The following is a 26117-nucleotide window of genomic DNA, read 5'->3' as shown; positions in this document are numbered from 1 at the left end:
TCGTGTAAAATTCAATAAAATATGGCATAAAATTCAATTATTGACTAACAACTCATCTAAATTTGTAATTTTGTCGGCAATATTAAATATTATTCGTAATATTGCCAACATAATGAATAAGGAAAATAAGGGGGTTGACGAATGCGGAAAAAGTTTTTGTTGCTGTTGACACTGTTATTGGCGGTATCGTTGCTCGCAGTCGGATGTGGGGGGGCGAATGAAGAGCCCAAGGAGCAGGCGGGTGAAAAAAGCGGCGGTGAAACTTTTAACCTGCTGATGGCCACCGGTGGTACGGGCGGTACTTATTACCCGCTTGGCGGCGCAATGGCTGACGTTTGGAACAAAAATATTGAAGGGTTGAACGTTACCGTGCAGGCCACCGGGGCGTCCGTGGAAAATATTCGCCTGCTGGCCGGCGGTGATGCGCAGCTGGCCATGGCTATGAACGGTCCGGCGCAGAGAGCCTGGAACGGGGCAGGTGAGTTTGAGAGCAAAGCCCTGCAAGATTTTGCAGCCGTGGGGGTCATTTACCCCGAAGTGATGCAGATCATTGCTCCCGCCGGCGCGGGGATCAAAACTGTGGCCGACCTCAAAGGGAAGCGCGTTTCCCTCGGCCCTCCGGGCAGCGGAACGGCATCAGCGGCGGTCGCGATTCTTGAGTCATATGGTATTGACCCGGACAAAGACTTGGATAAGTTCCAGGATAACTTTGCCGATGCCGCCCGCAAATTAAAGGACGGGCAGCTTGACGCCGCTTTTGCGGTGCTGGCGGTGCCGGCAGGCAACGTTGTGGACATCACCACCGCCACGCCGGTAACCATTGTGGATATTGAGGGTGACGGTCTGCAAAAGCTGCTGGCCTCCGACCCGGCTTTCACGCCGTATGAAATCCCCGGCGGCACTTACAAAGGACAGGACGAGACCGCCCATACCGTTTCCCAGTGGGCGGTGCTGTACGTGAAAAAGGATCTGCCGGATGATCTTATTTACAACATGACTAAGGTGATGTACGAACATACGGCGGATATTGCCAAGGGTCATGCCCGGGGCAACCAGATTACCATTGACAACGCGCTTAAAGGGATTGAGCCTGTAGAGTTCCATCCGGGAGCCGTCAAGTACTACAAGGAACAAGGCTTGATGTAACAGCAACAGGCATAGCACAGGAAAAGGTTGATATTGCATGAAGAAATCATTAATGAGCACCTTCACAGGTGCTCATTATGTCGTATTTTTTTTGTTGTTTGTTTGTGTATTTATAGCATATGCCCTTCATAACTATGCTTTTTTTGAGGTTAAAGAGCATTTTTCAGGGGAAGTGTTATTTCGCAAGCCGGTAAAAGTAGGGACAGTCTTTACCTTGGAATACGTACATTCGGTGACCAAACAACCGGTTTATGAAGATTATAAAATAGAGGACAAGCGCATATTGTCCATGGTGGAAATGCGCTATGATTCCTTTGGGGCCAACCTCCCCGTCGGGCCTGAAAAGATGGCTGAAGAAACCACCGGATTTATAGTGGAAGACGGTTATTACAAGGTGCTTTACGAAAACCGGAAATTTGCCAAAGTGCCGCTGCGGGTGGGCCAGGTGGTGGCGGACCACACCCTGGTGTTCAAAGACGGATCAAAGCTGCGTTTGCTTGATGTGGCCGAAGGTGGCGCTTTCGTTGAATTTTATGTGCGACCGTTATTATCGTTAAGCAGTTGAAATATATTGCAGAAGGAAGGGAATTATGCCGAATTCGCAAACCCAGTCAGACGCAAAACAATATAATTTAGGCCCCCGGGAAGAGGAACTGAACCTGGCGCAGGCAGTGATGGAGAAGTACGACGCCGCCAGCGCTTACCGCAAAAACGTGCCTCTTTTCTGGAAGTGGTTTATATTTGTCGTTTCTATAACGCTTACTTTGTTCCAATTGTATACGGCTATATTCGGCACGTTGATTTCCAACCAACAGCGTGGTTTCCACGTGGCTCTGGCCCTGGGTTTGGCATTTTTGTTATACCCGGCGAACAAGCGGGATGACGGTAAGATTTCCTGGGGAAGTCGGGTTATTACTCTGTTGCTGCTGCTGGTGGTTGCTGTCATATATCAAAAAGGCGAGATCAGCTTGCCGGTTGCCCTGGTTTCCGGCCTGGTGCTGCTTTTGTTTCATCTGGCTAAAAGATATAATCAAAAATATGCCGGCATTCCGCTGTTTGACATAGTATTATCTATTTTGGGTTTTACGGTTGGCTTATACCAGTTCTTCTGTTATGAAGGGATTATTGCCCGGGTGGGCATGTACAATGATGTGGATTACGTGGTGGCCGGCGCCGGCGTGCTGCTGGTGCTGGAAGCGGCCCGGCGCGTCATCGGGGTGCCGATTGTCGCTGTGGGGGTTTCCATGCTGTTTTACGCTTACCTGGGTCCCTACCTGCCCGGCTTTTTAAACCATGCCGGGTTTAGCGTGGAGCGGGTGATATCACACTCTTTTCTGAGCATGGAAGGGGTTTTTGGCATCCCCATATCAATCTCCACCACCTTCATATATCTGTATATGCTTTTCGGGGTGATCCTGCAGCGCACCGGCCTGGAAAAGTTCTTCAGTGATCTGGCCATGTCCATGACGGGCTGGATGACGGGCGGCACCGCCAAAGTGGGGGTTTTAACCAGCGTGTTTTCCGGTATGATTACCGGCAGTTCCGTGGCGAATACGGTGGGTAACGGCGCGTTCACCATTCCCATGATGAAGCGGGCGGGCTACAAGCCGGAGTACGCGGCGGCGGTGGAGGCGGCGTCGTCCACGGGCGGGCAGATCATGCCGCCCATTATGGGTTCGGCGGCCTTTTTGATGATTGAGTTCACCGGACTGGCTTACCAGGATATTATGAAGGCCGCTATCATTCCGGCGCTGCTGTTTTTTACCGGCCAGTTCATTGCGGTGCACTATGAGTCGAAGAAACTGAATATCATGGGTGTGCCGCGGGACCGGTTGCCCAGCGTATGGAGTTTGTTGCTGAAAAAGGGCTACATGCTGCTGCCGATCATCGCCATCGTCGTCATTCTGTGCACCGGCCAGTCGGCCATGAAAGCGGCTCTTTACGGGATATATACCTCCCTGGGCATGAGCGTTTTGGCCCTTATAATAGCTAAAATACTGGGCAAACAGGATATGATAGAAGATAAACTGACCCTGCCGGTATTCTTTCAAATTCTGGCCGACGCGGCCCGGACCGCGCTGCCGGTTATCGCCGCCTGTGCCGCCGCCGGCGTCATTGCGGGCGTGATTACCCTGACCGGTCTGGGATTGAAAATTTCCGGCGGTATTTTAAGCCTGGCCCATAACAAATTGATACTGACCATGTTTTTCACCATGATTGCCAGCATCATCCTGGGTATGGGATTGCCCACCACCGCTAACTACGTGATTACCGCCACCATGGCGGCGCCGGCCCTGCTGGCCTTTGACAGCGTGCCGGTGATTGCGGCCCACATGTTTGTGTTCTATTTCGGTATCGTGGCGGACATCACCCCGCCGGTGGCCCTGGCGGCTTATGCCGGCGCGGGCCTGGCAAACAGCAACCCCTTCCAAACCGGTGTCCAGGCCGTGAAAATCGCCATAGGAGCGTTTTTAATCCCGTATATGTTCGTGCTGTCACCGGTGTTGTTGATGGAAAACGCCACTCTGTTCAAACTGGTGATAGTGATTGTGGCCGCCATGCTGGGGATGTTCTGTATCAGCGTTTCTTTGGCCGGATTTATGGAAAAGAAACTTTCAATTATCGAGAGGGTATTATTAATACCGGCCGGTTTGGCCCTGGTCAATCCCTGGTTATTGAGCGACCTTTTCGGCCTGGTAATACTGGCGGCAGTTTTTTTATACCAGAAGAGAAGTGTTCGCAAGCAGGCCAAAACCACCGGTATAAGCGTATAAACTACCAACTACCTGGATACACCCCGGCCATGAATTTGGCCGGGTGTACTTTTTTTGTGCCCTTTGCCAAAAGCGGCATACTGCCGTTGATTTACGAAAACGGCCGGGTATTGAAGGAAGAACATGACCCGGAGGGGGTTGAAATCACCACCGAACTGGGCGTGGTATGGGCACACCTCAGTTACGTGGAGCCTATGAACGTGACTGAAAAATTGCTGACAACCGTGGGATGTTATACTTCGGCCACAATTTTGCCTGTTTCGGTTAAATCGTAATCCCCCAAGCCCTGGACTTCCTTTTTATACTGTTCGGACTGGAGAATTTCAATTACTGCACGGATATGAGGCTTTTCCAGATCTTCTTTTTTGATGACCAGTTCATAGCGTTCCTTGTGTAGGGGGAGAAACTCCAGTCCCCGTACCTGCAGGGCTGCTTTTTCGTTGCCCAGGCCTACGTCGGCCTCTCCCCTGGCCACGGCGCTGGCCACGCCCAGATGGGAAAATTCCTCTTTCTCGTACCCCGTTATGAGCCGCCTATCCAGTCCCAGGCGGCGGAGCTGTTCGTCCAGCAGGACCCGGGTGCCGCAGCCCTTTTCCCGGTTGATGAAACATATGTCCGGTCGGGTCAGATCTTTCCATTCCTTAATGTTTTTGGGATTGCCTTTTGCCAGGTAAAATCCCTGCATCCGGTAGGCCAGGTGCACAATGATCGCGGGAACACCGGGGAGAAGGCGGCGTACGAAAGGGATATTGTATACCCCGGTGTCCCCGTCCCATAGGTGGATGGCGGCCATATGGGCCTTACCCTGGTACAGGGCCAAGAGGCCGGTGAAGCTACCCACGTGGTGGCGGAAGGCATGAACCCCCTGCGGGTGTCGCTCCAGGTGGCGGGTCAGAATATCCAGGAGCACGTCCTGGCCGCAGATCACCAGTCCCTGGTGGTAAGAGGCTGTTTCTTCCGGGCGATAACTTCGCGGGTTCAGAGGCAGGTTGCGGCAGGAAGCTGTGCCCGGGTCCGGCGCTAATTCAATATTTTTGCCATGTTTCTTATAGGCTTCAACATCCTGCAGATCAACCCGGATTTTACGGCCTACCCGGTAAGCCGGAAGCTCTCCCCGCTTAATCAATTCATAGACCGTGTTTTTAGCAATTTTTAGTATTCCCGCCACTTCTTCAGGTGTTAAAGAAATCTCTTCTTTCATAATTTATTCCCTCCCAATATCTTGACAATTATTATAACTTAATTTATTATTTCTTCATAGTAACGTTTTGTAATGTTAAGTAATGTTTCGTATGGCATTGTCTTTATTTATAAATTGTTAAAAATAAAAGGTAAAAAAAAAATTCGGTATTTTTATATTAATTGTTTATTTATGTTACGTTATGTTTATTTTTATTTGCTGCAAAAACAGTAAAAAATTTAATAATAAATTAAAATCAAAGGGGGAAACAAAACAATGAGAAGACTATTGTTTTTATTGGGTCTTGTGATGTTTATCGCAGCTGCTGCGGCCGGTTGCGGGGCCGGCAAGGAACAACCCGAGGCCGAAGCGGAGCCGGTGAACCTGATTATATCCGCCGCCGCCAGCCTTAAAGATGCTGCGGAAGAGCTTAAGGATATCTACATAACCAAACACCCTGAAGTAAATATAACCTATAATTTTGCCTCCTCCGGCACCCTGCAAAAACAGATCGAAGAAGGCGCCCCGGCAGACGTGTTTATATCCGCGGGTAAACCCCAGATGGACGCCTTGGCAGAAAAGGACCTGATTGTTAAAGAAACCCGTCAGGACTTGTTAAGCAACGAAATAGTACTGATCACGCAAAGTGATAGCAATTTGGCCGGCTTTGAGGAACTGGCCGGCAGCGACGTGGAAAAAATCAGCATCGGCACACCGGAATCCGTGCCCGCGGGTAAGTACGCCAAGGAAGCCCTGATTAGCCTGGGACTATGGGAAAAAATCCAACCCAAACTGGTTTTTGCCAAGGACGTGCGCCAGGTGCTTACTTACGCGGAAACCGGCAATGTGGACGCCGGCCTGGTTTACCGATCCGACACCGTAATCGGCGAAGGAATTAAAATCGTGGCTGCTGCGCCGGCCGGTTCACACAAGCCTATCGTTTATCCCATGGCCGTTATCAAAGGCACCGGGCACCCCGAGGAAGCAAAGGCTTTTACCGAATTTATCTCCGGGGAAGAAGCGGCACAGATTTTTACCAAGTACGGCTTCAAACCCCTGAATAAGTAGTTTTTAGCCATGTTTTTTCAACTTACTGACTGGTTTCCCGTTCTACTCTCCCTCAGGGTTGCAATAATAGCGGTGTTCGTAGTCACCTGCCTGGGCCTGCCGCTGTCCAGGTTGCTGGCCCGCCGGGAATTTTACGGGAAGGACCTTGTGGAAGCAGCTCTGACTTTGCCCATGGTGCTGCCACCCTCTGTCATCGGTTACGGACTCCTGATGCTGATCGGTAAAAACGGTCTTTTAGGCCGTGTTTTGTCCGAGTTGGGCATATCTTTAATTTTCACCTGGTGGGCGGCCGTGCTGGCTTCCACGGTGGTGGCTTTCCCGCTGATGTACCAGAGCGCCAAGGCAGCCTTTAAAAGCGTGGATGAGAATTATGAAAAAGCGGCCCGGACTCTGGGGGCCGGTGAATGGCGAATATTTTTTACAATCACCCTCCCCCTGGCCTGGCCGGGGATAATAGCCGGGTTGGTTTTATCCTTTGCCAGAGCCTTGGGCGAATTTGGCGCCACCTTGATGGTGGCGGGCAACATTCCCGGGCAAACCCAGACCATCCCCCTGGCCATATACTTCGCGGTGGACGCCGGGGACAACGCCACGGCCAAAACTTTGGTGGCTATTATTACTGTTTTCAGTTTTGCGGTGATTTTCTGGGTCAACCGGTGGGCCAAGCGGCGTAAGTACTGATATTTGTGGTGATGTTATGTTAGAGATGCGATTCGCGAAAAAGCTGTGGCACTTCGCCCTGGAACTGGAACTGGAAATTGGTAACCAAATTCTCGTCCTGTGGGGACAGTCCGGGGCGGGGAAAACAACGGTCCTGCATTGCCTGGCCGGTTTGCGAAAGCCTTCTTCCGGACAGATAAGGTTGAACCGGCGGGTATTATACTCGTCAAATGAAAGAATTAATATCCCCACCCGGTCCAGAAACGTGGGCTACCTGTTCCAGGATTATGCCCTGTTCCCGCACATGACCGTACACCAGAACGTATTGTACGGGCTGCAAAACAAGCGGAACAAAAAAAACGGAGAAAACGGAAAAAACGGCCCCGTGACGGACCCCATGGAAATGCTGCACTCTTTCGGCGTGGGACACCTGGTGGACCGTTATCCCGCACAGCTCTCCGGCGGGGAAAAACAACGGGTCGCCCTGGCCCGTGCATTGGTGGTACAGCCCGAATTACTGCTGCTGGATGAGCCGTTCAGCGCTCTGGACAGGGAGAATAAAATCAAGCTCAGGCAGGAATTAAAAAAACTGCACCGGCAGTGGCAAATACCCTTCGTGCTGGTTTCGCACGACGAAGAGGACGCAAGTTTTCTGGGAGATGTAATTCTGACGTTGGAAAAAGGACAGTCCAGGGCACATTAGAAGTCTTGACAACGGTTTTTATGCTGATGCTTCTTGGTGGCCTGTTTCTCTACGGAAAATGGACTACCTTTTTCTTCGTCCTTCAGCACCCCTAATTCCGTTTCGCTGCCGGATTTACATTGTGGCCGACCCTTCTGGCGCTTTAATTTCTGCCATAATGGCTCTTTCCTGTGGACATAAATGGCGGTGTACTTATCAAAGATGGGGTGATACGGATGGCGGAATCCCGGGCGGGCAAAAAATAGCATTAGATTCAAAAGCGGGGGAGGTGAGAATTCATGCACATGGGGAGTTGGTGTTCGCCCGGCATGTCTTCCGACCAAAAAAATGCCTGGAAGAGTTACCGGGCATTATTATTAATATTTTCCTTTTATTTCACTATTTATTTTTACCGTTTTTATCCACCTGCTTTCCACCCGGTGTTTTCTTATAATTTATGGTTAACTTGGGGCCTGAACCCTGGTGGGATTGTTTTTTCTTTTTTTCCTCCTTACCTTCTTTTACCCGGGGCTGGGTGTTCTGATCTTTCTTTTCCTTATCCTTCGGTGCGGTTCCAATGCCATAGTTGGCGCCGATATTGAGCATTCCGCTTAATTCTTTGATCCCCAGCGAACCAAAATTATTTGTATATTCAACTTTATCAACCACTATTCTCTCGACGTGAAACTGCTCTATCACGATGGGGGGCAATTTTTGCATGTTCTTGGTTACAGCGCTGTTCCAAATCTTGAATCTTTTTTTCCAGTTCACAGACTCTTTTCTCAATAATATCCCGGTCATCACCAAAAATTAATTGCCACAAGTAATTTGCAAAACCTTTAATTTTTTTAATAATTTTACATGACATGTTGACCCCTACATTTGGACAACTATATTCTATATTATACTTGGTAACACCTTCCATTAGATTTGAATACTATGAAGTATCTAAAAAATCTTTAAAACGGGAGGTATGTATTTATGGGCTACGGAGCTGCTCCTGACAGCAAGGCTAAAACTACGGGGATTCCATTCTTTTTCCCATGGCTATTCTTTTTCCCATTCTTATTTTTCTTATTCCCCTTCTTTTTTGGGCATCGTCCAATAGGCCAATACTTTTTCTAAAGTGCGAAAAAAAAAGCCCCTGTTCGGTGTTTATCCCGGACAGGGGTTTAATTTCAGCTAATGATAGTCGAGAGGTAGGATGATGCATTAAAAAGGGGAGAGTAAATCAGCTAATATTCAATTGTGTTTTATCTTGGTTACGCAAAGAATGTGCCAGAAGAACGAGTTTTATCTGAAAAGCCAAAAAATTGTTCCGGCTGCAAGCAGAGCCGGTTCGTCACGTTTTTTGGCAGGCTATAGCATAATTAGACATTAGTAATAGCGCCGCCGGTATGCATGAAAATTACACAACGACGGCGCTCCATAAATGAACAATTGTTCTGAAACGATACGTTATCCGGTTACATGGCGTTGCGGTAAACCTGAATTACATCTTCCAGGGTGGCCGTGCGCGGGTTGGTGAAGCTGCAGGCGTCCTTCATGGCGTTTTCAGCCATTACCTTCAGGTCCTCTTCTTTGACACCCAGATCGGTTAGTCCGGTGGGGATGCCCACGTCCACGGAAAGCTGCTGGATGGCCTGGATGGCCACGTCGGCGGCGGCTCTGGTGCTGAGTCCCTCAACATTTTCGCCCATGGCTGTGGCGATATCAGCAAACCGCTCGGGACAGGCAATCAGATTGAACTGGCAGACGTGCGGCAGCAGGATGGCGTTGCAGACACCGTGGGGCAGGTTGTAGAAACCGCCCAGCTGGTGGGCCATGGCGTGCACGTAACCCAGGCTGGCGTTGTTGAAAGCCATGCCGGCCAAAAACTCCGCGTAAGCCATTTTATCCCTGGCTACCATGTTTTGGCCGTTGGCCACGGCATTGCGCAGGTTTTCCGAAATCAGTTTGATGGCCATCAGAGCCGCCGAATCCGTAACAGGAGTGGCGATGGTGGAAACGTAAGCCTCTACCGCGTGGGTCAGGGCATCCATTCCGGTGGCGGCGGTAAGGGCCGGGGGCATGCCCACCATCAGGAGCGGGTCGTTGATAGCCACGTTGGGCGTGGTTCTCCAGTCCACGATGGCCATTTTAACGTGGCGGTCGGTGTCGGTGATAATGCAGAAGCGGGTCATTTCGCTGGCGGTGCCGGCGGTGGTGTTGATGGCGATGAATGGCGGCATGGCCTTGGAGGACTTGTCAACCCCTTCGTAGTCGCGTATATTGCCGCCGTTGGTGGCCACGATGCCGATGCCCTTGGCGCAGTCGTGGGAACTACCGCCGCCCAGGGAAATGATCATGTCACACTGGTTTTCCTGGAACACTTTCAGTCCGTCGTGTACGTTTATGTCAGTGGGGTTGGGTTCTGCGCCGCCCCACACGGTGGCCTTGGCGCCGGCGGCCTCCACCAGCGCTTTAATTTCGTCGGCCATGCCGGACTTGGCCAAAAAAGCGTCGGTGACAATCAGGGTATTGGTGCCGCCCAGCACCTTGACCTGATTGGTGACTTCCTTGGACGCGCCTACGCCCATAAGATTAACTGTGGGAATAAAGTAACCGTAAACCTGTTCTCCTAATGCCATGGTAAAAAAACCTCCTTGTTATATTTTTTTATTAATTCCGATTATTCTTAATCGCAAGGGTCGTGCCAGTTCAGTAAAGACAAGCTTTTAATTCACATACGCCGTAAAAAAAAGCGTGAAAAAGTTTAGTAAATTATGAAAATGGTCCAAAATGATACCTGAATAATCTGAAAAAACGTCAATGGTAGTTCGATTATGAAACAATGGTCCCGAAAAGGAACATAAAAAAATCGGAATGCATCGAATATATTCTATTATTTTGCAATTAATCCAGCCTATCTTAATTACTTTTTTGCTTATCTTGAAATTGTAATTAAGTGCCTTAATTGAAACCACTACCTTAATGTATATTTTTTTCTGAATTCTTTTAACTGTTTCCGAGATTGCTCATTATTTGTGGCACGCGTTATGCATGATAAAACATAAAGCCTATAAATTACCTTGAAAAACACTATTTTTATTGGGATTTTTTAAGCGGCTTAATGAATAAGCTTGTACCAGTCCGGGACATGTGTACTAAAAAAGACCGGCTAACTGTACTGTTTTAAAACAGACCGGAGGGAAAAACCTTCGGTCTGTTTTTTTTATACCAGCGAGGGCCAATAAAATATTAGCATAAAGGCTCATAAATTCAATGGTATATATGTTGCATAACGTATCATGAAGATATTCAAAATATTTAAAAAGAAACGGAAAAAGGAGGAATATTTTGTGGACAAAATTTTAAGGGTCAATATGACCACCAAAGAAGTCAAAGTAGAACCTGTTCCTGAGAATTACGCAGCTCTGGGCGGCAGGGCCCTAACATCGCAGTTTGTTCTCGACGAGGTTGTACCGACCTGTGATCCGCTGGGTCCGTTAAACAAGCTCATCTATGCTCCCGGCCTGCTTTCCGGGACCAGTGCTCCGTCTTCAGGACGTCTCTCCGTAGGCGGCAAGAGCCCTCTGACCGGTACCATCAAGGAATCCAATGCCGGTGGTATTACCTCCCAGAAGATCGCCAACCTCGGCTACAAAGCCATCATTGTTGAAGGAAAACCTGCCGCCGGAGATTTCTCCATACTGAAAATCACAACTGAAGGAGCAGAACTGCTTCCCGCCGGCGATTTAGCCGGTAAAGGCGGCTATGATACAGTTGCAATGCTACGTGAAAAGTATGGCCAGAAGGTCGGCGTTATATTTATCGGTCCTGCCGGTGAAATGCTCATGGCAAACGCCGGTGTTGGCACTAACGACGGCGACGGAAACGCATCCCGTTACGCCGGACGCGGCGGCCTGGGTGCCGTAATGGGCTCCAAGGGCCTCAAAGCCATTGTCATTGACAGCCCAAGCACCTTTGACGTTCCTGTCAAGGATCCTGAGAAATTTAAAGATGCCGCCAAGAAATTTGCCAAGATACTGCTGGACCACCCTGTGTGCGGCCAGGGGCTGCCCGCTTACGGCACCAACGTGCTGATGAACATTATCAACGAAGCCGGTACCCTGCCCACCAGGAACTTCAAGTTTGGCCGTTTCGACAAGGCCAGCGAGGTATCCGGAGAAAAACTGGCTGAAGTGGCCACCGCCCGGGGCGGGAAAGCCACCCACGCATGCCATCCCGGATGCGTAATGCGCTGCTCCAACGTATATCCAATGCCTAACGGCAAAGTTTGCGCCCCCATTGAGTATGAATCCGCCTGGGCTTTCGGACCCAACCTGGAGGTCGGGGATCTTGACGATGTGGCCATGATGAACTGGCTCTGCAACGACATCGGCCTGGATACCATCGAAGCCGGAGCCACCCTGGGCGTACTGATGGAAGCCGGTGTAATTCCATTCGGTGACGGAAAAGCCGCTATCAAGGCTCTGGAAGAAGTACGCACCGGTACTCCTCTGGGAAGAATTATCGGCGCCGGAGCTACATTTGCCGGCAAATTATACGGTGTTACCAGAATACCTGCTGTTAAAGGTCAGGCTATGCCGGCTTATGACCCGCGTTCCTGCCGCGGCAACGGCGTTACCTACGCCACCACCCCGATGGGTGCGGACCACACTGCCGGCTACGCTGTAACCGCCAACATTCTTAAGGTAGGCGGCTATGTTGATGCAACAAAAGACGAAGGCCAGGTTGACCTGTCCAGGAACCTGCAAATCGCAACCGCTGCCGTGGACGCCACCGGTTTATGCCTGTTTGTTGCCTTTGCCGTTCTTGACAATCCGGAAGGATTGCCCACAGTGGTTGAAATGATTAACGCAATGTACGGAACCAGCCTGACCACTGACGATGTTGTGGTACTTGGCAAGAGTATACTCAAGAATGAGCGGGAATTCAACGAAAAAGCCGGATTCACCAAGGCTGACGACCGCCTGCCCGAGTTCTTCTACAACGAAGAACTGCCACCCCACAACACCATGTTCACTTTGACCACTGAATTGGACGAAGTATTCAACTTCTAAAATATATTGATAAAAATCCTGTCGAGCATATGCGTGACAGGGTTTTTTTAAAAAATAATATCGAAAACTGGCCCCGGTGATGGATTTTGCCTCCGCCCATGGCGTAGCATAATTTCCTTAAAATAAAAAACCAAAAAGGGGACAGGCAAAAAAGGGGACTGGCACTTTTTTTTAAAAGCGAAAAAAGAGCCAGTCCCCTTTTTGCTTATCCCCCAAAGGCGGCGGTATATGAAAGAGTGCGGTTACTTGGTTTCAATATCGTATTCTTTAATCTTCCTGTACAGCGTATTTCTGCCGATTCCCAGGGACCGTGCGGCGGTGGTTATGTTACCTTCGTAATAAGCCAGGGTGCGGGTAATGGTTTGCGCTTCGATCTCCGCCAAACTGGGTGGCAGGGGACCCGGTACGTCAAGGTGCCGCATGCGGTCCAGGATTTTTTCTTCCACTTGCTTGATAATACGGTAAGCTAGTAGTACATTGCCCGGATTCAATGTGTTTATTAACTTGGGATTATTTACCATATCATTCAGTATTTCCACCAGCGTTCGCGGGGTATTGTCTTCCCGGTGACTGCCCGCCGGTATGCCCACAGTTGGGGTAAAGTGTTCGCCGCCGGTGGATAGAATCTTGTCCGGCAAATGCGCGGGCAATATTATATTGCTGTCACACAGCGCAAGTATCTGGTCCACTATATTGACCAGTTCCCGGATATTGCCGGGCCAATTATACTCAAGCAGCATCTGCATGGCTTCCGGGGAAACCTGCAGTGGTTCGGCGTCTTTGGGGGCCAGGCGGGAAATAAAGTGATTCACCAGCATGGTGATGTCCTCTTTCCTTTCCCGTAAGGGAGGTAGTTCCAACCTTACCACGTCCAGGCGGTAAAAAAGATCTTCGCGAAATTGTTTTTCCCGTACAGCTTTTTCCAGGTTTACGTTGGTGGCTGCAATTACCCGTACGTCGGTTTTAACAGGTTTTTCCCCACCCACCCGCAAGAATTCTCCCGTTTCCAGCACCCGTAACAGTTTTACCTGGATGGGCAAACTGGCTTCGCCGATCTCGTCCAGGAACAGGGTGCCGTTGTCGGCAATTTCAAAAATGCCGCGCCGCTGGCTGGTGGCGCCGGTAAAAGCGCCTTTCTCATGGCCGAAAAGTTCGCTTTCCAGCAGGTTTTCGGGCAGGGCCCCGCAGTTTACCGGAATAAAGGTCTGTTCGCTTCGCTGGCTGGCTGCGTGTATAAACCGGGCCAGCACTTCTTTGCCCGTGCCCGTTTCCCCCTGAATTAAGACGTTTATGTTTTTACGGGCTATTTTATCCGCCACGGTGGCCAGACGCAGCATTTTGGGGGTGTTGCCCACCACAAAACCGATGCGCTCCGCGGTGGTCAGCCATTCCGGCTGGCCGGCGTTTTTTCCCGCTACCCGGCGTCCGTATTCCAAAGCCTTGGCGATCAGCTCCTCCACTTCGGTAATATCCTCAAAGGGTTTTTCTATATAATCAAAGGCCCCGAGTTGAATCGCTTTGACGGCGGTTCGGGTGGTGCCGTAACCCGTCATGATGATGGCCTCACATTCGGGCTGTCTGCTTTTCAGGTGCTGCAGGAGGTCCAGTCCGTTGGCGTCGGGCAGTTTCAAGTCTATTAAGGCCACCGAAAAACCGGTGGAGTTGATTAGTTTGACGGCGTCACTGCCGGTATAGGCCGTGCTGACGTTAAACCCCTTGCGCTCCAGCAACCGGCGGAAAAAAGTTCCCACTTCCATTTCATCGTCGATAACTAAAATATTTTCACCAGGAGCCAAGTACGGTACACCCCCTTGTTAATTTTCCGGGCAATCCACCGGAATTGCCAGGGTGAAACTGCTGCCCCGGCCCGGTTTGCTGACCACTTCGATAGTTCCCCCATGGGCTTCGGCTATGCCCAGGCTCACCGATAAACCCAATCCGGTGCCCCGGGTGGCTTCCTTGCTGGTAAAGAAGGGGTTGAAAATCTTCATGATGTTTTCGGGTAGTATTCCTTCGCCGTTGTCGGTGACCGTGGCCACTACCGAGGCGCCTTCTTCGGCCCGGCGCAAGCCGGTGGAAATGAAGATTTTTTTCTCTCCCGGGTTATTCTCCAGGGCGTCCCGGGCGTTGAGCAGCAAATTGATCAGCACCTGGTCCAACTGGTGTTCGTTGGCCAACACGTCCGGCAGCTTTGGGTCCAGGTCCAGTTCTATGTCTACGTTGTTGCGGTTGATCTGGTACTGAATCAAGCTTAAAACCCTTTCCACCACCTTGTTCAGGCTGGTGCGGGACATGGGGCGCTGATCCTGGCGGGAAAAGGTCAACAGGTTCTGGATGATTTTTTTGCAGCGCAGGCCGCAGTTTACAATATCTTCCAATAGGTCGGCATTGTTTTGATCGATACCGCCGTCCCGCATAATCATCTGGGAATTGCCGATGATTACGGTCATGGGACTGTTTAATTCGTGGGCCACCCCGGCGGCCATTTCTCCGATGGCGGCCAGCTTGCCGGACTGCATGAGCTGGGCCTCTATTTTAATTTGTTCCGTGACATCCTTGATGTGTTGGATCACGGAATATATTTCCTGGTTAACGTTAAATACCGGGTAGTAATAAACATCGTAAGTTTTTCCCGATTCCAGCTGCACGCGGTGGTAAGCGGGGGCCTGGTTTTCGTACACTTCGTCCAACTTGCAATTTTCACACTTATTTTCGTGGCCCCATACATAACGATAACATTTGCTCTTTTGCGGGTCCCCGTAATTTTTGCCCGGTAAATCATCCAGGCGGTTGTTACAGCGGATGATGTTATGGTGCCGGTCAAGCAGCAAAATCGGGTCGGTGAGGGCCTTGAAAGTTTCTTCCCATTCCAGTTTGCTTTTCAAAATTTGCTCGTAGAGCGGGCATTTTCAATACAGATGGCCAGCTGGTCGGCCAACTGGCGGGTAAATTTCACTTCGTCTTCCGTATAGGCGTTGTCTTTACTGCTGCCGGTCATCAGCACCCCGATGACATTGCCCTTGACAATCAGCGGGTCCAGGGCCAGGGAGGTCAGGTCCAGTTTTTTTATCGGCGGGCAATTGTGAAGCATACGGTCTTCTTCGTCGAGCGAGTACACCTTGCTTTCTCTTTCCCGGACGGCACGCCAGAGCAGGGACTTGAAGGGTACCGGGCGGCCCGTGCAGTCACAGGAGGGAATCATGGCCGTCATAATTAACTCGTGATCGCTTTGCATGAGCGCCAGTCCCAGGAAATCACAGCGTATTACCAGCGGCAGGCGGTCGTAAACCCGCTGGATGATGTCCGTCAGCGACATATCTATATTGATATCTTTAATTATCTGGTGGATAATTTCCAAACGGTTGTTTTGCTTGATAATTTCATCGTTACTTTTCTTGACTTCCAGGTAATAATTCAGCTTGGAGGAATTTACGCCGGTGAGGTTTTCAATCAGGCGCATTTTTTCATTAACTAAATGATAATTTTTCATATTTACTGAAACCTCCTACAAGGCCTTGCGGAAAATCCGGGCCATGTCTTCAGCGCTGGCGTCCCTGGGATTGGTTACCAGGCATGCGTCATTCAAGGCGTTTTGGCTCAGTTTGGGGATATATTCCTCCTTAAACCCCATGGTCGACAGCCCGCCCGTGATGCCGATGTCCCGCACCAGGCGCTGTACTGCGATGATGGCCCTTTCAGCCCTGTCCTGCTTGTTCAGACCGGTTACGTTTTCTCCCAGTGCTTCGGCTACCCGGCCGTATTTTTCGGTACAGGAAATCAGGTTGAATTCCATAACGTGGGGCAGCAGCACGGCGTTGGTTTCTCCGTGGTGGAGGTCCAAAAGGCCGTCCACCTGGTGGGTCATGGCGTGGGTGGCGCCCAAAATGGCGTTGGAAAAAGCCAGGCCGGCGTGCAAGCTGGCCATCGCCATGGCGGACTTGGCCTGCATGTTGGTCCGGCAGGCCACCGATTCCCGTAGGTTTTCCGCTATCAATTCAATCGCCTGCAGGGCGTGCACCTCGGTCAAACCGGTGGCGGCAAGGGAAACATAGGATTCAATGGCATGACTCAGGGCGTCGATGCCGGTGGCGGCCGTCAATCGGGAATCCTTGGTTTGTAAAAGCAGCGGGTCGATGATGGCAATGTCGGGGACCAATGACTTGGAAATAATAGTCATTTTTATCTTGCGCTGCTTGTCCACGATAATGGCAAACTGGGAAACTTCCGAGCCCGACCCGGCGGTTGAGGGCACCGCGATCATTGGCGGCAAGGGCTTGGTGATTTTGTTGATACCCTCGTAATCCTGGATTTTTCCCCCGTTGGAGGCGATGATGGCCACGGCCTTGGCGGCGTCGATGGGACTGCCGCCACCCACGGCCAGTATGGCGTCGCAGTGCGAGGAAAGGTATGCTTTGGCTCCCTCGGCCACCTCGCTGTCCTTGGGGTTGCTGGTGATGCCCGACCAGACCATGTACTCCAGCCCCGCCTGTTCCAGGTAAAACAGGGCTTTAGCCACCCAGTTGTTTTCTTTTACCCCGCAGTCGGTGACTAAAAATATTTTTTTGGCCCCCAGGCGCAGGGCACTTTCGCCGACCTGGCTGATGGCGTCCAGACCAAAAATAATTTCCGGTGCGAAAAATTTACTGATATCCATGAATAACACCTGCTTTAATCTATTTATTGTGCCAAAATGGCACAGTATTATTTTAACAAAATTGACCACAATGCGAAACCACTAATAAATTGGCTGGTTTGTAAGTTAAAGTTATTTCTGTAATTAAAAAAAGGATGCGCTTATTTAGCGCATCCTCGGTCTGCCGTCCCTATACCATAGATCGCTCTGCCTTTTCAATGGCCAGGCGGACCAGGTTCCCGCAGTCTCTGGACGAGACGCTGCCGAAATCGCCTTCCGCCCGCACAATATCGGCAACCCCAAGTTCTTCGGCTAACTCCATTTTCAGCCTGTCGGACATAACGCCGCGCCTTCTAGCCATTAGCCTACCTCCTTTGGGTTTGTAGGGACCGGCAGGTCCGTTTTTAGTATGTGTTATGCGATACCCATTTTATTTGTACAGGTTAACTTTTTGTACAATGGCTGTGGTAAAATGCAAAGTTTGCACTATATCGTTCAAATCGGCAATTTGGCCCGGGGAGTGGGCGTAACGCAGGGGGATGCCCAGGGTGGCCACCGGTACGTCGGCCAGTTGGATGACCGAGGCGTCGGTGTAGGAACGGGATATGCCCTCCTGCAGGACAATACCTGCGGCGGACGCCACTTCTTTTAAAAAAGCGCGCATCTTCGGGCGCATGATGGCCAGGTCGTCCACCAGTCGCAGCGCCACTCCTGCGCCCAGGCGGACCTGGCGCAGGTGGGGCGGTATACCGGGTATATCGCTGCAGACGATGCTGTCCAGCACCACGGCGAAATCCGGGCGCAGGTTCATGGCCGCCACTCCGGCGCCCCGGGCCCCGTACACCCGGGCCGGGCCGCTGACCGGCAGCATGCCGTGTTCCTCGGTGGTGGAGAACACTCCGGTCACGGTGGCTTCGATATTGTTTGCCGCCAGCCGGCGCAGCAGGGCAACCAAAACGGCGCAGCCCATCCGGTTGTCCAGGCACCGGCCCATCACCCGGTCATTGCCGAGCTGCTGAAAGTGCCGCGTAAAAGTGACCGGCGTCCCCGTGATAACACCCATTTGCTGCACCTGTTCCCGGTTCCGGGCCCCCACATCCGCGAAAATTTCCCGGCGCGCGGGCACCGCCAGGTGAGGGGGATGAATGCCCACGCATCCCTGAATATCGCCCTTATCGGTATGCAAAGTAACCCACTCGCCCGGCCCCAGGTATTCAGGAATGCCGCCCAGGGGATAAAGGAAAATAAAACCCCGGTCGTCTATGTTGTTTACTACGAAGCCCACCTCATCCATGTGGGCGCAGACCATAACCCGGAGGTGCCCGTCCCGGCCGGTGTCTGCGCCGGGGACCGTTGCATAAAGGTTGCCCGGGTTGTCTGTGCTGATCCGGGCACCGGTTGGTGGCAACAAAGAAATTATTTTTTGCCTGATTGAGTCCTCAAATCCCGTAACCCCCGGAACAGACACCAGTGTCCGCAGCAGGTCCGCAATTTCTTCTTTAATAATTTTTTCATCACCGGCATTTGACAAATAAGCTCAACTCCCGAATCAGCCAATCTTATTCCTGAGCCGCCCAATGCTTTCGATGTAACATTCCACTTCGTCGCCGGGTTGTAAGAATTTGCCCGGCTTAAACCCCATGCCCACCCCGCCCGGGGTCCCGGTGGAAATTATGTCACCCGGCAGCAGGGTTATCCCTTTGGAAAACTCGCTGATAATGTGCTCGATACTGTAGATGAGGTCGCGGGTATTGGCGTTTTGTCTTAATTCCCCGTTGACATGGCACTTTATGGCCAGCTCCGGAGGGTATTTGACGGCGCTTTTGTGCACCAGGTAAGGGCCCATGGGGCAAGTCCCGTCCAGGCTTTTGCCCCGGAACCACTGGGCATGCTGCCTTTGCAGGTTCCTGGCAGTTATATCATTTATAATGGTGTAGCCAAATATGTATTCCTCCGCTTTTTCCGCCGGGATATTTTGGCCCTGTTTGCCGATGACCACGGCCAATTCCACTTCGTAATCAAGCTCGGTCGTAATGCCGGCATGAGCCGGTATATTATCGTTATGGCCGGCGGCCCTGTCCACCATTTTTAGAAAATAAACGGGGTATGCGGGGATTTTCTCGGCTTCACTGGCCGCGCCGGCCATTTCTTTGACGTGCTCCCGGTAGTTTTTGCCCAGACAAATTACCCCCCTGGCCGGATGGGGAATGGGAGCGGTAATTTTTACCATATCCAATGATATACCGTTTTTTTCCACCGTCGCTTTCCGGATTAACGCCAAATAATCATTAGTTGGGGACATTCCTCCGCAGGAGGTGTGCCCCCGTTCCTTATTTTCATGATCAAATCTTTTTATAAGTTCCAACATGGTGTGGGGCGGGTTTTCCGGGATAATCTCCTCAATCGGGATAATACCCTGCCGGTCTGCTGTCAGCACGCCTATTTTTTCTTTATTATCCAAAATGAATGTGGCAAAGTGCAATATATACCCTCCTTTTTGCTTTAATATTCGTTGTTATTCATTAACCGGCTTCATGGCGTCGGGACGCGGGTTTACGTATACGGTTTTCTGTTTTTCGTAGATAACGTAACCGGGCTTGGCGCCGCCGGGTTTTTTGACGTACTTGCGCCGGGTATAATCCACGGGTACGTTGGCGGACTCCCGGGCCCGGCTGAAGTAGGCCGCCAGGGCCGCCGCTTCCAGCAGGGTTTTTTCGGGCACTTCCCGTCCCCCGGTACGGATGATGACATGTGAGCCGGGTATTTTGCAGGTGTGCAGCCAGATGTCGTCATCGTCGGCGGTTTTCAAGGTCAAGGTGTCGTTTTGCCGGTTATTCTTGCCCACCAGCACGGTAAAACCGTCGCTGGAAATGTACTGCAGCGGTTTGGTATGGGGTTTGGGGTCCCTGGCCTGTTTTTTGCCGGGGCGGGGGGCGGTTTCCTTGATATAACCCTGGCCGGTCAACTCCCGTTTTATTTCCGCCAAGTCTTGCATGTCCCCGGCCATATCCAGGGAGGCCTTAACCCCCTCAAGATATTCCAATTCCTCTTCGCTTAACCGGGCCATTTCACCGGCGGCTTTTCCGGTGTTCCGGGCCTTGCTGTACTTTTTGAAGTAAACTTGAGCGTTTTCCGCACCGGTCAATTCCGGGATCAACGGGATGGTTATTAATGCGACCTCCGGATCGTGATAATTTTCCAGTTCCACCTCGCGCATTCCCCGCTTTATCCGGTAAAGATTTGCAATAAGCAATTCCCCGTACAGCCGGTAGCGGTCCGCTTTGCCGGCATCCTGGATGCTTTTCCTTTGCAGGGCCAGCTTTTTTTGCAAGCGCTTAATTTCTTTATTTATTATATCCAGCAAGGCGCCTTTTTGCCGCTGCAAGTTTTCCAGGGCTGTTTTCTGTTTGTAAAACTTGTCCGCTGTTTCGTTGAACCCGCCCTTTATTTGTTGATGATTTTCCTCCGGCGCTATGGCTGCGGGGAAAAAATCAACGGGCTGACCTTTAGCGTTGCATATGAGGGCGGCTTGCAGGTTGTGTTCCCGGGCGGAGGCGGTGATGGCTTGCAGTGTTTGCCACAGGGCGCGCAATTCGTGTTCCCCGCAGTGATTTAATAATAAATCCGGTTCCAGGCCGGACAGTTTGACCAGTTCCCGGCAGGTGGGGATGCTCAGCCCGTCCAGTGTCTTTTGCATGGCCACGGCCAGGCTGGCGTCCAGGTCGCCGGACAGGATAATTTCCCGGAAATCTTCTTCGCTGATAAACAGGGGATTGGTCTTGTTGGAACCGGGAGGGGGGATGTAGGGCTGTCCGGGCAGCACTTCCCGGTGCCGGCTGACAGCATGGCTGTACCGGCGAATGCCGTCCAGGATAATGTTTTCGGGTCGGGATACCAGGATAATGTTGCTGTGGCGGCCCATGATTTCACAAATTAAAGATTTAACCACTCGGCGGCCCAGTTCATCGCGGCTGTCCACCCGGATGTCCAGGATTCTGTCCAGGCCCGGCTGTTGGAATTCGATAATCTTGCTGCCTTCCAGGTGTTTGCGCAGCAGCATGCAAAACATGGGGGGCGCAGTGGGGTTGGGACCGGTTTCCCCGGTCAGATGCGCCCGTGCTTGCCGGGCGTTGGCGTTCAACAGCAGCCGGTGCTTTTCCCCGGGGCGGCTGATAATCAAAATTATTTCTTCCCGGGCCGGCTGGTATATTTTTTCAATGCGTCCCTGGCGTAATTTTTCGTTCAGTTCATGGCAAATGCCGTATAAAAAAAGGCCGTCAAAGGGCATGGCGTTTCCTCCGGCTCTTGGATTTCTGATACAGGCATCAAATTGCTAAAAGTATAACACCGGACCGGGAAGGGGTCAAACGGTTTTAACCGGGATATTTTATTCATAAGATTTTGAAGTTTTAAATCTTTAAAAAAAGGAATATTTTAGGTTTTAAAGAAAATCCATACTATAATCAGTTAATACATTTCTTTGAAAGACCCCGGTAGAAATTCAAATGGTAGAGGCCTGCAAGCAATATAAAACCAAAAGCTGTGACAATACATGTCACATTGAAGAAAAATTAAATGATAAATGAGAAAGTTTTGCAAATCTGATAAAAGGCGGATCGAGGTTGGCAGCGAGGAGGGTGCGAGCACCACGTTCCGCATCTGTCTGCCGGCTTCAGAGGCGTAGTTTCTTTGCGGGAAACAGCGTAAAATGATGGTAATTTTTTCTTGCCCCTCTGAATATGATTTTGTAGTCGAGGAATTAAACTCCGAGGGGTGAGGACATGCCTGATATCTGGCAAACAATGAGTGCGGAAGAAACGGCGGTGCGTCTGCAGGTGGATACGTCAAGGGGGCTGGGTGCGGACGAGGCCCGGGCCCGGTTGGAGCGGGTCGGCTTGAACACCCTGGAAAAAGGACCGGACATTGCCCTGTGGCAGATGTTTTTAAACCAGTTCAAAGACTTCATGGTGCTGGTGCTGCTGGCGGCCACCGCCATCAGTGGTTTTTTGGGCGAATGGTCCGATGCCGTAACCATTTCCATCATAGTGCTGCTGAACGCCATATTGGGAGTAGTGCAGGAACAGCGGGCCGAACGTTCCATGGAAGCGCTGCGGGAACTGACTTCGCCCGAGGCCAGGGTGGTCCGGGACGGGGTGGAAATAAAAATTCCCGCCGCCGAGCTGGTCCCGGGGGACATAGTGCTGTTGGAGGCCGGTGACCGGGTGCCGGCGGATATTCGTCTGGCCCGGACGGTGGACCTGGAGGCTGTGGAGGCAGTTTTAACGGGTGAGTCCAACCCGGTGTGCAAACACACCCGCCCGTTGGAAAAGCAGGTGGGGCCGGCAGATGCCGGGAATATGCTTTATATGGGTACGGTGCTGACCCGGGGACGGGGTCTGGGCATCGTGGTGGCCACGGGTATGGCCACGGAAGTGGGCCAGATTGCCGGGATGATCAAGGAAGCCGAGCAGGAACCCACGCCGCTGCAGCGCAGGCTGGCCCAGCTGGGCAAGGGGTTGGTGACGTTTTGTCTGGCGGTGTGCGCCGTGGTGGTGATTGTAGGCATTCAGCGCGGTGAGCCCGTGTACCGGATGTTTTTGACCGGGGTAAGCCTGGCGGTGGCGGCGATACCGGAGGGGCTGCCCGCTATTGTCACCGTTGCCCTGGCCATCGGGGTGCAGCGGATGATTAATAGAAATTCTATAATCCGGAGATTACCCGCCGTGGAAACGCTGGGCTGCGCTACATTTATTTGCTCCGATAAAACCGGTACCCTTACGCAGAATGAAATGACGGTCCGCCGGGTGCATTTGGCCGGCCGGGAACTGGAAGTAACCGGGGAAGGCTACGATCCCAAGGGTAAGTTTAAGGGTGATGGGTTGGATACACAGGGTGCGGATTTCGCTAAAATGATGAGCATCGCCGCTTTGTGTAACAATGCCACCCTGGTGCGCAACAATATTGCCGTCGGCGGCCTGTTCAGAAAGCCGGGGCAGAAAAAAGACCCGGCATGGACTGTTTCGGGCGACCCCACCGAGGGGGCGCTGCTGGTGATGGCGGCCAAGGCGGGCTTTTGGCGGGAGCGGCTGGAGAAAAAGATGCGGCGCCTGGCGGAAATTCCCTTTGACTCGGATCGTAAACGCATGACTGTTATTTATAAAACGGCGGGAGGGAGAACCGAGGCCTATATCAAAGGGGCGCCGGATGTGGTGCTGGGCCTGTGCACCCATTTTTTGCGGGACGGGCGGCCGGTGCCGCTGGACAAGCGCACGCGGGGCTCCATCCTGGCGGCCAATTCGGCCATGGCCGATGGCGCGCTGCGGGTGTTGGCCGTGGCTTACCGTGAACTGTCGCCGGGCATGAACGCCGGGGAGGCTGCTCCGGAGGAAATAGAAAGCAACCTGGTATTTGTCGGTCTGGCCGGCATGATTGACCCGCCCAGGCCGGCGGCGATTCAGGCGGTGCACACCTGCCGGCGCGCCGGTATTCGAGTGGCCATGATTACGGGCGACCACCGGTTGACCGCCCGGGCGGTGGCCCGGGAAATGGGCATAGCCGGTCGGGGGAGCCGGGTATTGACCGGTGCGGAACTGGAAGAAATGAGTGAAGAGGAACTGGCCCGCGTGGCGGAAAACGTCCACGTTTATGCCCGGGTTTCCCCGCGGCATAAACTACGCATTGTCCGGGCATTGAAGCGGAACGGGCACGTGGTGGCCATGACGGGCGACGGGGTCAACGATGCCCCCGCCGTTAAAGAGGCGGATATCGGCATTGCCATGGGTGTTTCGGGAACCGATGTAACCAGGGAGGCGTCAGCCATGGTCCTGGCGGATGACAATTTCAGTTCCATTGTGGCGGCGGTGGAGGAAGGGCGGGGAATTTATGATAATATACGCAAATTCATCCGTTACCTGCTTTCCTGTAACGTGGGAGAAGTGCTGGTCATGTTCCTGGCTGTGCTGGGCGGCATGCCGCTGCCCCTATTGCCCATCCAAATACTGTGGATGAACCTGGTTACCGACGGGCTGCCGGCCATGGCGCTGGGTGTTGACCCCATTGACCGGAATATTATGCGCCGTCCGCCCCGGGACCCGCAGGAAAGCATATTCTCCCACGGGCTGGGCTGGCGGATACTGAGCAGCGGTACGGTCATTGCGGTGTTGACCCTGGCTGTGTTCGGGCTGTCTTACGCGGACGGGCGCAACCTGGATCTGGCCCGGACCATGGCCTTCAATACCCTGGTGTTTCTGCAGCTGGTCTATGTTTTTTCCTGCCGGTCCGAGCATGCCACCATCTGGGAACTGGGCTGGCTGTCGAACCCGCATCTGGTGGGGGCGACGCTTATTTCCGCCGTGCTGCAAATAAGCGTCAACTATATACCGTTTTTGCAACCGGTATTTCACACCGTGCCGCTGGGCGTGCACCACTGGCTGACCATCCTGGGCGTGGCCCTGCTGCCCACCCTGGCCGGCACTGTCCTGGGCGGCGTAGGCAGCCGCTTGCGTGAAAGGGTTACTTATCTACGGGTATGAAGAAATAACCCCGGTACAGCGAGGACTGCCGGACCCTGCACGATATCGGAGTCAAATCAAAAAGGGCAAAAAAGGGGACTGGCTCTTTTTTCGCTTTTTGAAAAAAGTGCCTGTCCCCTTTTTTGCCGGCACCGTAAAAGGGGGACAGGCACCAATTCGCACTTCATAAATTATATCCTGGCCATCAGCGGAAAGGGGACACACCTCTTCGAGGAATGTCCCCAATGTATGGCCAGGACAAAGGAATGAAGTACTGAAAGGCGCGCTTAAAGGGAACTGATTAGGTGCGCGCCTTTCTTGCAAAACGAATTGGAGCCAGTCCCCTTTTACGGTGCCTGTCCCCTTTTTTGCCTTCACCGGTTAAACCCTAAATATCCTGTATACATAAGAAATTCAGGGGAGGAAAGATTAGACTGACAGGGAAGTATAGTATAGAATATAGAAAGATAAGTATGGGAGGAAAAAATTTTGCGTTTTACCAAGGTGCACGGGCTGGGTAATGATTTTATCCTGGTCGATGCAGCCGTGGAGAAGGAACTGCCCGAAGACCCGGCCGGGCTGGCCGTGCAGGTTTGCGACCGGCATTTCGGCATCGGTGCCGACGGGCTGGTTTTGATCAAACCCGGCGATAAGGCGGATATTGCCATGCGAATAATCAATTCCGACGGCAGCGAGGCGGAAATGTGCGGCAACGCCATCCGGTGCGTGGCCAGGTACGCCTATGAGCGGGGATTGGTAAACAAAACCGTGCTGCAGGTGGAAACGGCGGCCGGTATCATGGTGCCCGAACTGGTAATGGAAAACGGCAAGGTCAAGGCCGTGCGGGTGGACATGGGCGAGCCGCGCCTGGAGCGGGGGGAAATCCCCATGACCGGTCCGGCGGGCCGGGTGGTCAATGAACCGCTGCAGGCGGGGGAGGATAGTTTTCACGTTACGGCAGTTTCCATGGGCAACCCCCATTGCGTGATTTTTGTTCCCGATGCGTCGTCGGTGGCTCTGAACACCCTGGGCCCGCGCCTGGAAATGCACCCGGCATTTCCCCGCAAGACCAACGTGGAGTTTGTTCAGGTGCTGAACGACAAAGAGCTCCGCATGCGAGTATGGGAGCGGGGCGCCGGTCCGACCATGGCTTGCGGCACCGGGGCCTGCGCCTCGGCGGTGGCGGCGGCGCTGAACGGTCACACGGGCCGGAAGGTCCGGGTGCACCTGCGCGCAGGCGCGCTGGATATAGAATGGGCGGAGGACAACCACGTCTACATGACCGGCCCGGCGGAAGAGGTGTTTACCGGGGAGTACCCCGTTTAGACTTCCACATGTAGCGACCGGCGGGGGTAACCGAACCTCGCAATAAGATGCATCAAGCAGCTCAAACAAAA

General features: G+C 52.4%; 23 protein-coding genes. 11 read left to right on the top strand and 12 right to left on the bottom strand.

What is annotated here, in order from left to right:
- Positions 1-141 precede the first annotated feature (141 nt).
- Genes BM299_RS08865 through BM299_RS08850 form a run of 4 tightly spaced genes read left to right on the top strand, consistent with a single transcriptional unit; the run spans position 142 to position 4195 of the window.
- Positions 142-1146, top strand: coding sequence for a TAXI family TRAP transporter solute-binding subunit (locus BM299_RS08865; RefSeq protein WP_092483142.1), 1005 nt, complete (start codon positions 142-144; stop codon positions 1144-1146).
- 37 nt (positions 1147-1183) lie between these two features.
- Entirely contained in the window at positions 1184-1711 is a 528-nt protein-coding gene (locus BM299_RS08860; RefSeq protein ID WP_092483140.1) for a DUF1850 domain-containing protein, read from the top strand.
- A gap of 25 nt (positions 1712-1736) precedes the next feature.
- Positions 1737-3920 (top strand): TRAP transporter permease, encoded by a 2184-nt coding sequence (locus BM299_RS08855; RefSeq protein ID WP_092483139.1) that lies wholly within the window; start codon positions 1737-1739, stop codon positions 3918-3920.
- A 56-nt stretch (positions 3921-3976) separates the two neighbouring features.
- Positions 3977-4195 carry a hypothetical protein gene (locus BM299_RS08850; RefSeq protein ID WP_131820627.1) on the top strand — a complete coding sequence of 73 codons (219 nt, stop codon included), beginning with the start codon at positions 3977-3979 and terminating at the stop codon, positions 4193-4195.
- Here BM299_RS08850 and BM299_RS08845 read toward each other — a convergent pair.
- Positions 4153-5121, bottom strand: coding sequence for a substrate-binding domain-containing protein (locus BM299_RS08845; protein WP_092483135.1), 969 nt, complete (start codon positions 5119-5121; stop codon positions 4153-4155). The two genes, BM299_RS08850 and BM299_RS08845, sit on opposite strands and share 43 nt — an antisense overlap.
- A gap of 255 nt (positions 5122-5376) precedes the next feature.
- On the opposite strand from BM299_RS08845, the gene modA reads away from it, so the two are divergent.
- Genes modA through BM299_RS08830 form a run of 3 tightly spaced genes read left to right on the top strand, consistent with a single transcriptional unit; the run spans position 5377 to position 7531 of the window.
- Positions 5377-6168, top strand: coding sequence for a molybdate ABC transporter substrate-binding protein (gene modA, locus BM299_RS08840; RefSeq protein ID WP_092483133.1), 792 nt, complete (start codon positions 5377-5379; stop codon positions 6166-6168).
- 9 nt (positions 6169-6177) lie between these two features.
- Positions 6178-6849 carry a molybdate ABC transporter permease subunit gene (gene modB, locus BM299_RS08835; RefSeq protein WP_092483131.1) on the top strand — a complete coding sequence of 224 codons (672 nt, stop codon included), beginning with the start codon at positions 6178-6180 and terminating at the stop codon, positions 6847-6849.
- A gap of 16 nt (positions 6850-6865) precedes the next feature.
- Positions 6866-7531, top strand: a complete 666-nt coding sequence (locus tag BM299_RS08830) for an ATP-binding cassette domain-containing protein (RefSeq protein ID WP_092483129.1) — start codon at positions 6866-6868, stop codon at positions 7529-7531.
- Here BM299_RS08830 and BM299_RS08825 read toward each other — a convergent pair.
- Positions 7528-7854, bottom strand: a complete 327-nt coding sequence (locus BM299_RS08825) for a hypothetical protein (protein ID WP_131820626.1) — start codon at positions 7852-7854, stop codon at positions 7528-7530. The two genes, BM299_RS08830 and BM299_RS08825, sit on opposite strands and share 4 nt — an antisense overlap.
- A gap of 55 nt (positions 7855-7909) precedes the next feature.
- Positions 7910-8281: a hypothetical protein gene (locus tag BM299_RS08820; RefSeq protein ID WP_131820625.1), complete on the bottom strand. Its 372-nt coding sequence runs from the start codon at positions 8279-8281 to the stop codon at positions 7910-7912.
- Positions 8282-8491: 210 nt separating this feature from the next.
- Between BM299_RS08820 and BM299_RS19280 the strand changes: the two genes are divergently transcribed.
- The gene (locus BM299_RS19280) at positions 8492-8635 is read left to right on the top strand and encodes a hypothetical protein (protein ID WP_165608240.1); all 144 of its coding nucleotides are present in this window, start codon (positions 8492-8494) and stop codon (positions 8633-8635) included.
- A gap of 341 nt (positions 8636-8976) precedes the next feature.
- On the opposite strand, the gene BM299_RS08815 is transcribed toward BM299_RS19280, so the two are convergent.
- Entirely contained in the window at positions 8977-10140 is a 1164-nt protein-coding gene (locus BM299_RS08815; RefSeq protein ID WP_092483123.1) for an iron-containing alcohol dehydrogenase, read from the bottom strand.
- 711 nt (positions 10141-10851) lie between these two features.
- Here BM299_RS08815 and BM299_RS08810 point away from each other — a divergent pair.
- The gene (locus BM299_RS08810) at positions 10852-12576 is read left to right on the top strand and encodes an aldehyde ferredoxin oxidoreductase family protein (RefSeq protein ID WP_092483209.1); all 1725 of its coding nucleotides are present in this window, start codon (positions 10852-10854) and stop codon (positions 12574-12576) included.
- Between the two features lie 242 nt (positions 12577-12818).
- On the opposite strand, the gene BM299_RS08805 is transcribed toward BM299_RS08810, so the two are convergent.
- The 8 genes from BM299_RS08805 to BM299_RS08775 form a co-directional block, all read right to left on the bottom strand.
- A complete protein-coding gene (locus BM299_RS08805; RefSeq protein WP_245779706.1) occupies positions 12819-14333 on the bottom strand; it encodes a sigma-54-dependent transcriptional regulator in 1515 nt (504 codons plus the stop codon).
- A gap of 57 nt (positions 14334-14390) precedes the next feature.
- A complete protein-coding gene (locus tag BM299_RS20325; protein ID WP_342741326.1) occupies positions 14391-15461 on the bottom strand; it encodes a PAS domain-containing sensor histidine kinase in 1071 nt (356 codons plus the stop codon).
- Positions 15458-16066 carry a GAF domain-containing protein gene (locus BM299_RS20320; RefSeq protein ID WP_342741325.1) on the bottom strand — a complete coding sequence of 203 codons (609 nt, stop codon included), beginning with the start codon at positions 16064-16066 and terminating at the stop codon, positions 15458-15460. Before BM299_RS20320 ends, BM299_RS20325 begins: the two co-directional genes overlap by 4 nt.
- Before the next feature lie 15 nt (positions 16067-16081).
- Positions 16082-17230, bottom strand: coding sequence for an iron-containing alcohol dehydrogenase (locus BM299_RS08795; protein ID WP_092483119.1), 1149 nt, complete (start codon positions 17228-17230; stop codon positions 16082-16084).
- A 169-nt stretch (positions 17231-17399) separates the two neighbouring features.
- Positions 17400-17570, bottom strand: a complete 171-nt coding sequence (locus BM299_RS08790; RefSeq protein WP_092483117.1) for a small, acid-soluble spore protein, alpha/beta type — start codon at positions 17568-17570, stop codon at positions 17400-17402.
- A 69-nt stretch (positions 17571-17639) separates the two neighbouring features.
- Positions 17640-18740 carry a M42 family metallopeptidase gene (locus BM299_RS08785; protein WP_092483115.1) on the bottom strand — a complete coding sequence of 367 codons (1101 nt, stop codon included), beginning with the start codon at positions 18738-18740 and terminating at the stop codon, positions 17640-17642.
- Positions 18741-18758: 18 nt separating this feature from the next.
- Positions 18759-19691, bottom strand: coding sequence for a fumarylacetoacetate hydrolase family protein (locus BM299_RS08780; RefSeq protein ID WP_092483113.1), 933 nt, complete (start codon positions 19689-19691; stop codon positions 18759-18761).
- A 33-nt stretch (positions 19692-19724) separates the two neighbouring features.
- Entirely contained in the window at positions 19725-21497 is a 1773-nt protein-coding gene (locus tag BM299_RS08775) for an Rqc2 family fibronectin-binding protein (RefSeq protein ID WP_092483111.1), read from the bottom strand.
- Between the two features lie 493 nt (positions 21498-21990).
- Here BM299_RS08775 and BM299_RS08770 point away from each other — a divergent pair, with 493 nt between their 5' ends.
- On the top strand, positions 21991-24741 hold the full coding sequence (locus tag BM299_RS08770; RefSeq protein WP_092483109.1) for a calcium-translocating P-type ATPase, SERCA-type: 2751 nt from the start codon (positions 21991-21993) through the stop codon (positions 24739-24741).
- 468 nt (positions 24742-25209) lie between these two features.
- On the top strand, positions 25210-26046 hold the full coding sequence (gene dapF / locus BM299_RS08765) for a diaminopimelate epimerase (protein ID WP_092483107.1): 837 nt from the start codon (positions 25210-25212) through the stop codon (positions 26044-26046).
- The last annotated feature ends 71 nt before the right edge of the window (positions 26047-26117 follow it).

The sequence above is a fragment of the Desulfoscipio geothermicus DSM 3669 genome (assembly GCF_900115975.1).
Lineage (GTDB): Bacteria > Bacillota > Desulfotomaculia > Desulfotomaculales > Desulfallaceae > Desulfoscipio > Desulfoscipio geothermicus.
The sequence above is the reverse complement of the archived record's forward strand: the minus strand, read 5'-3'. Positions and strand labels throughout refer to the sequence as shown.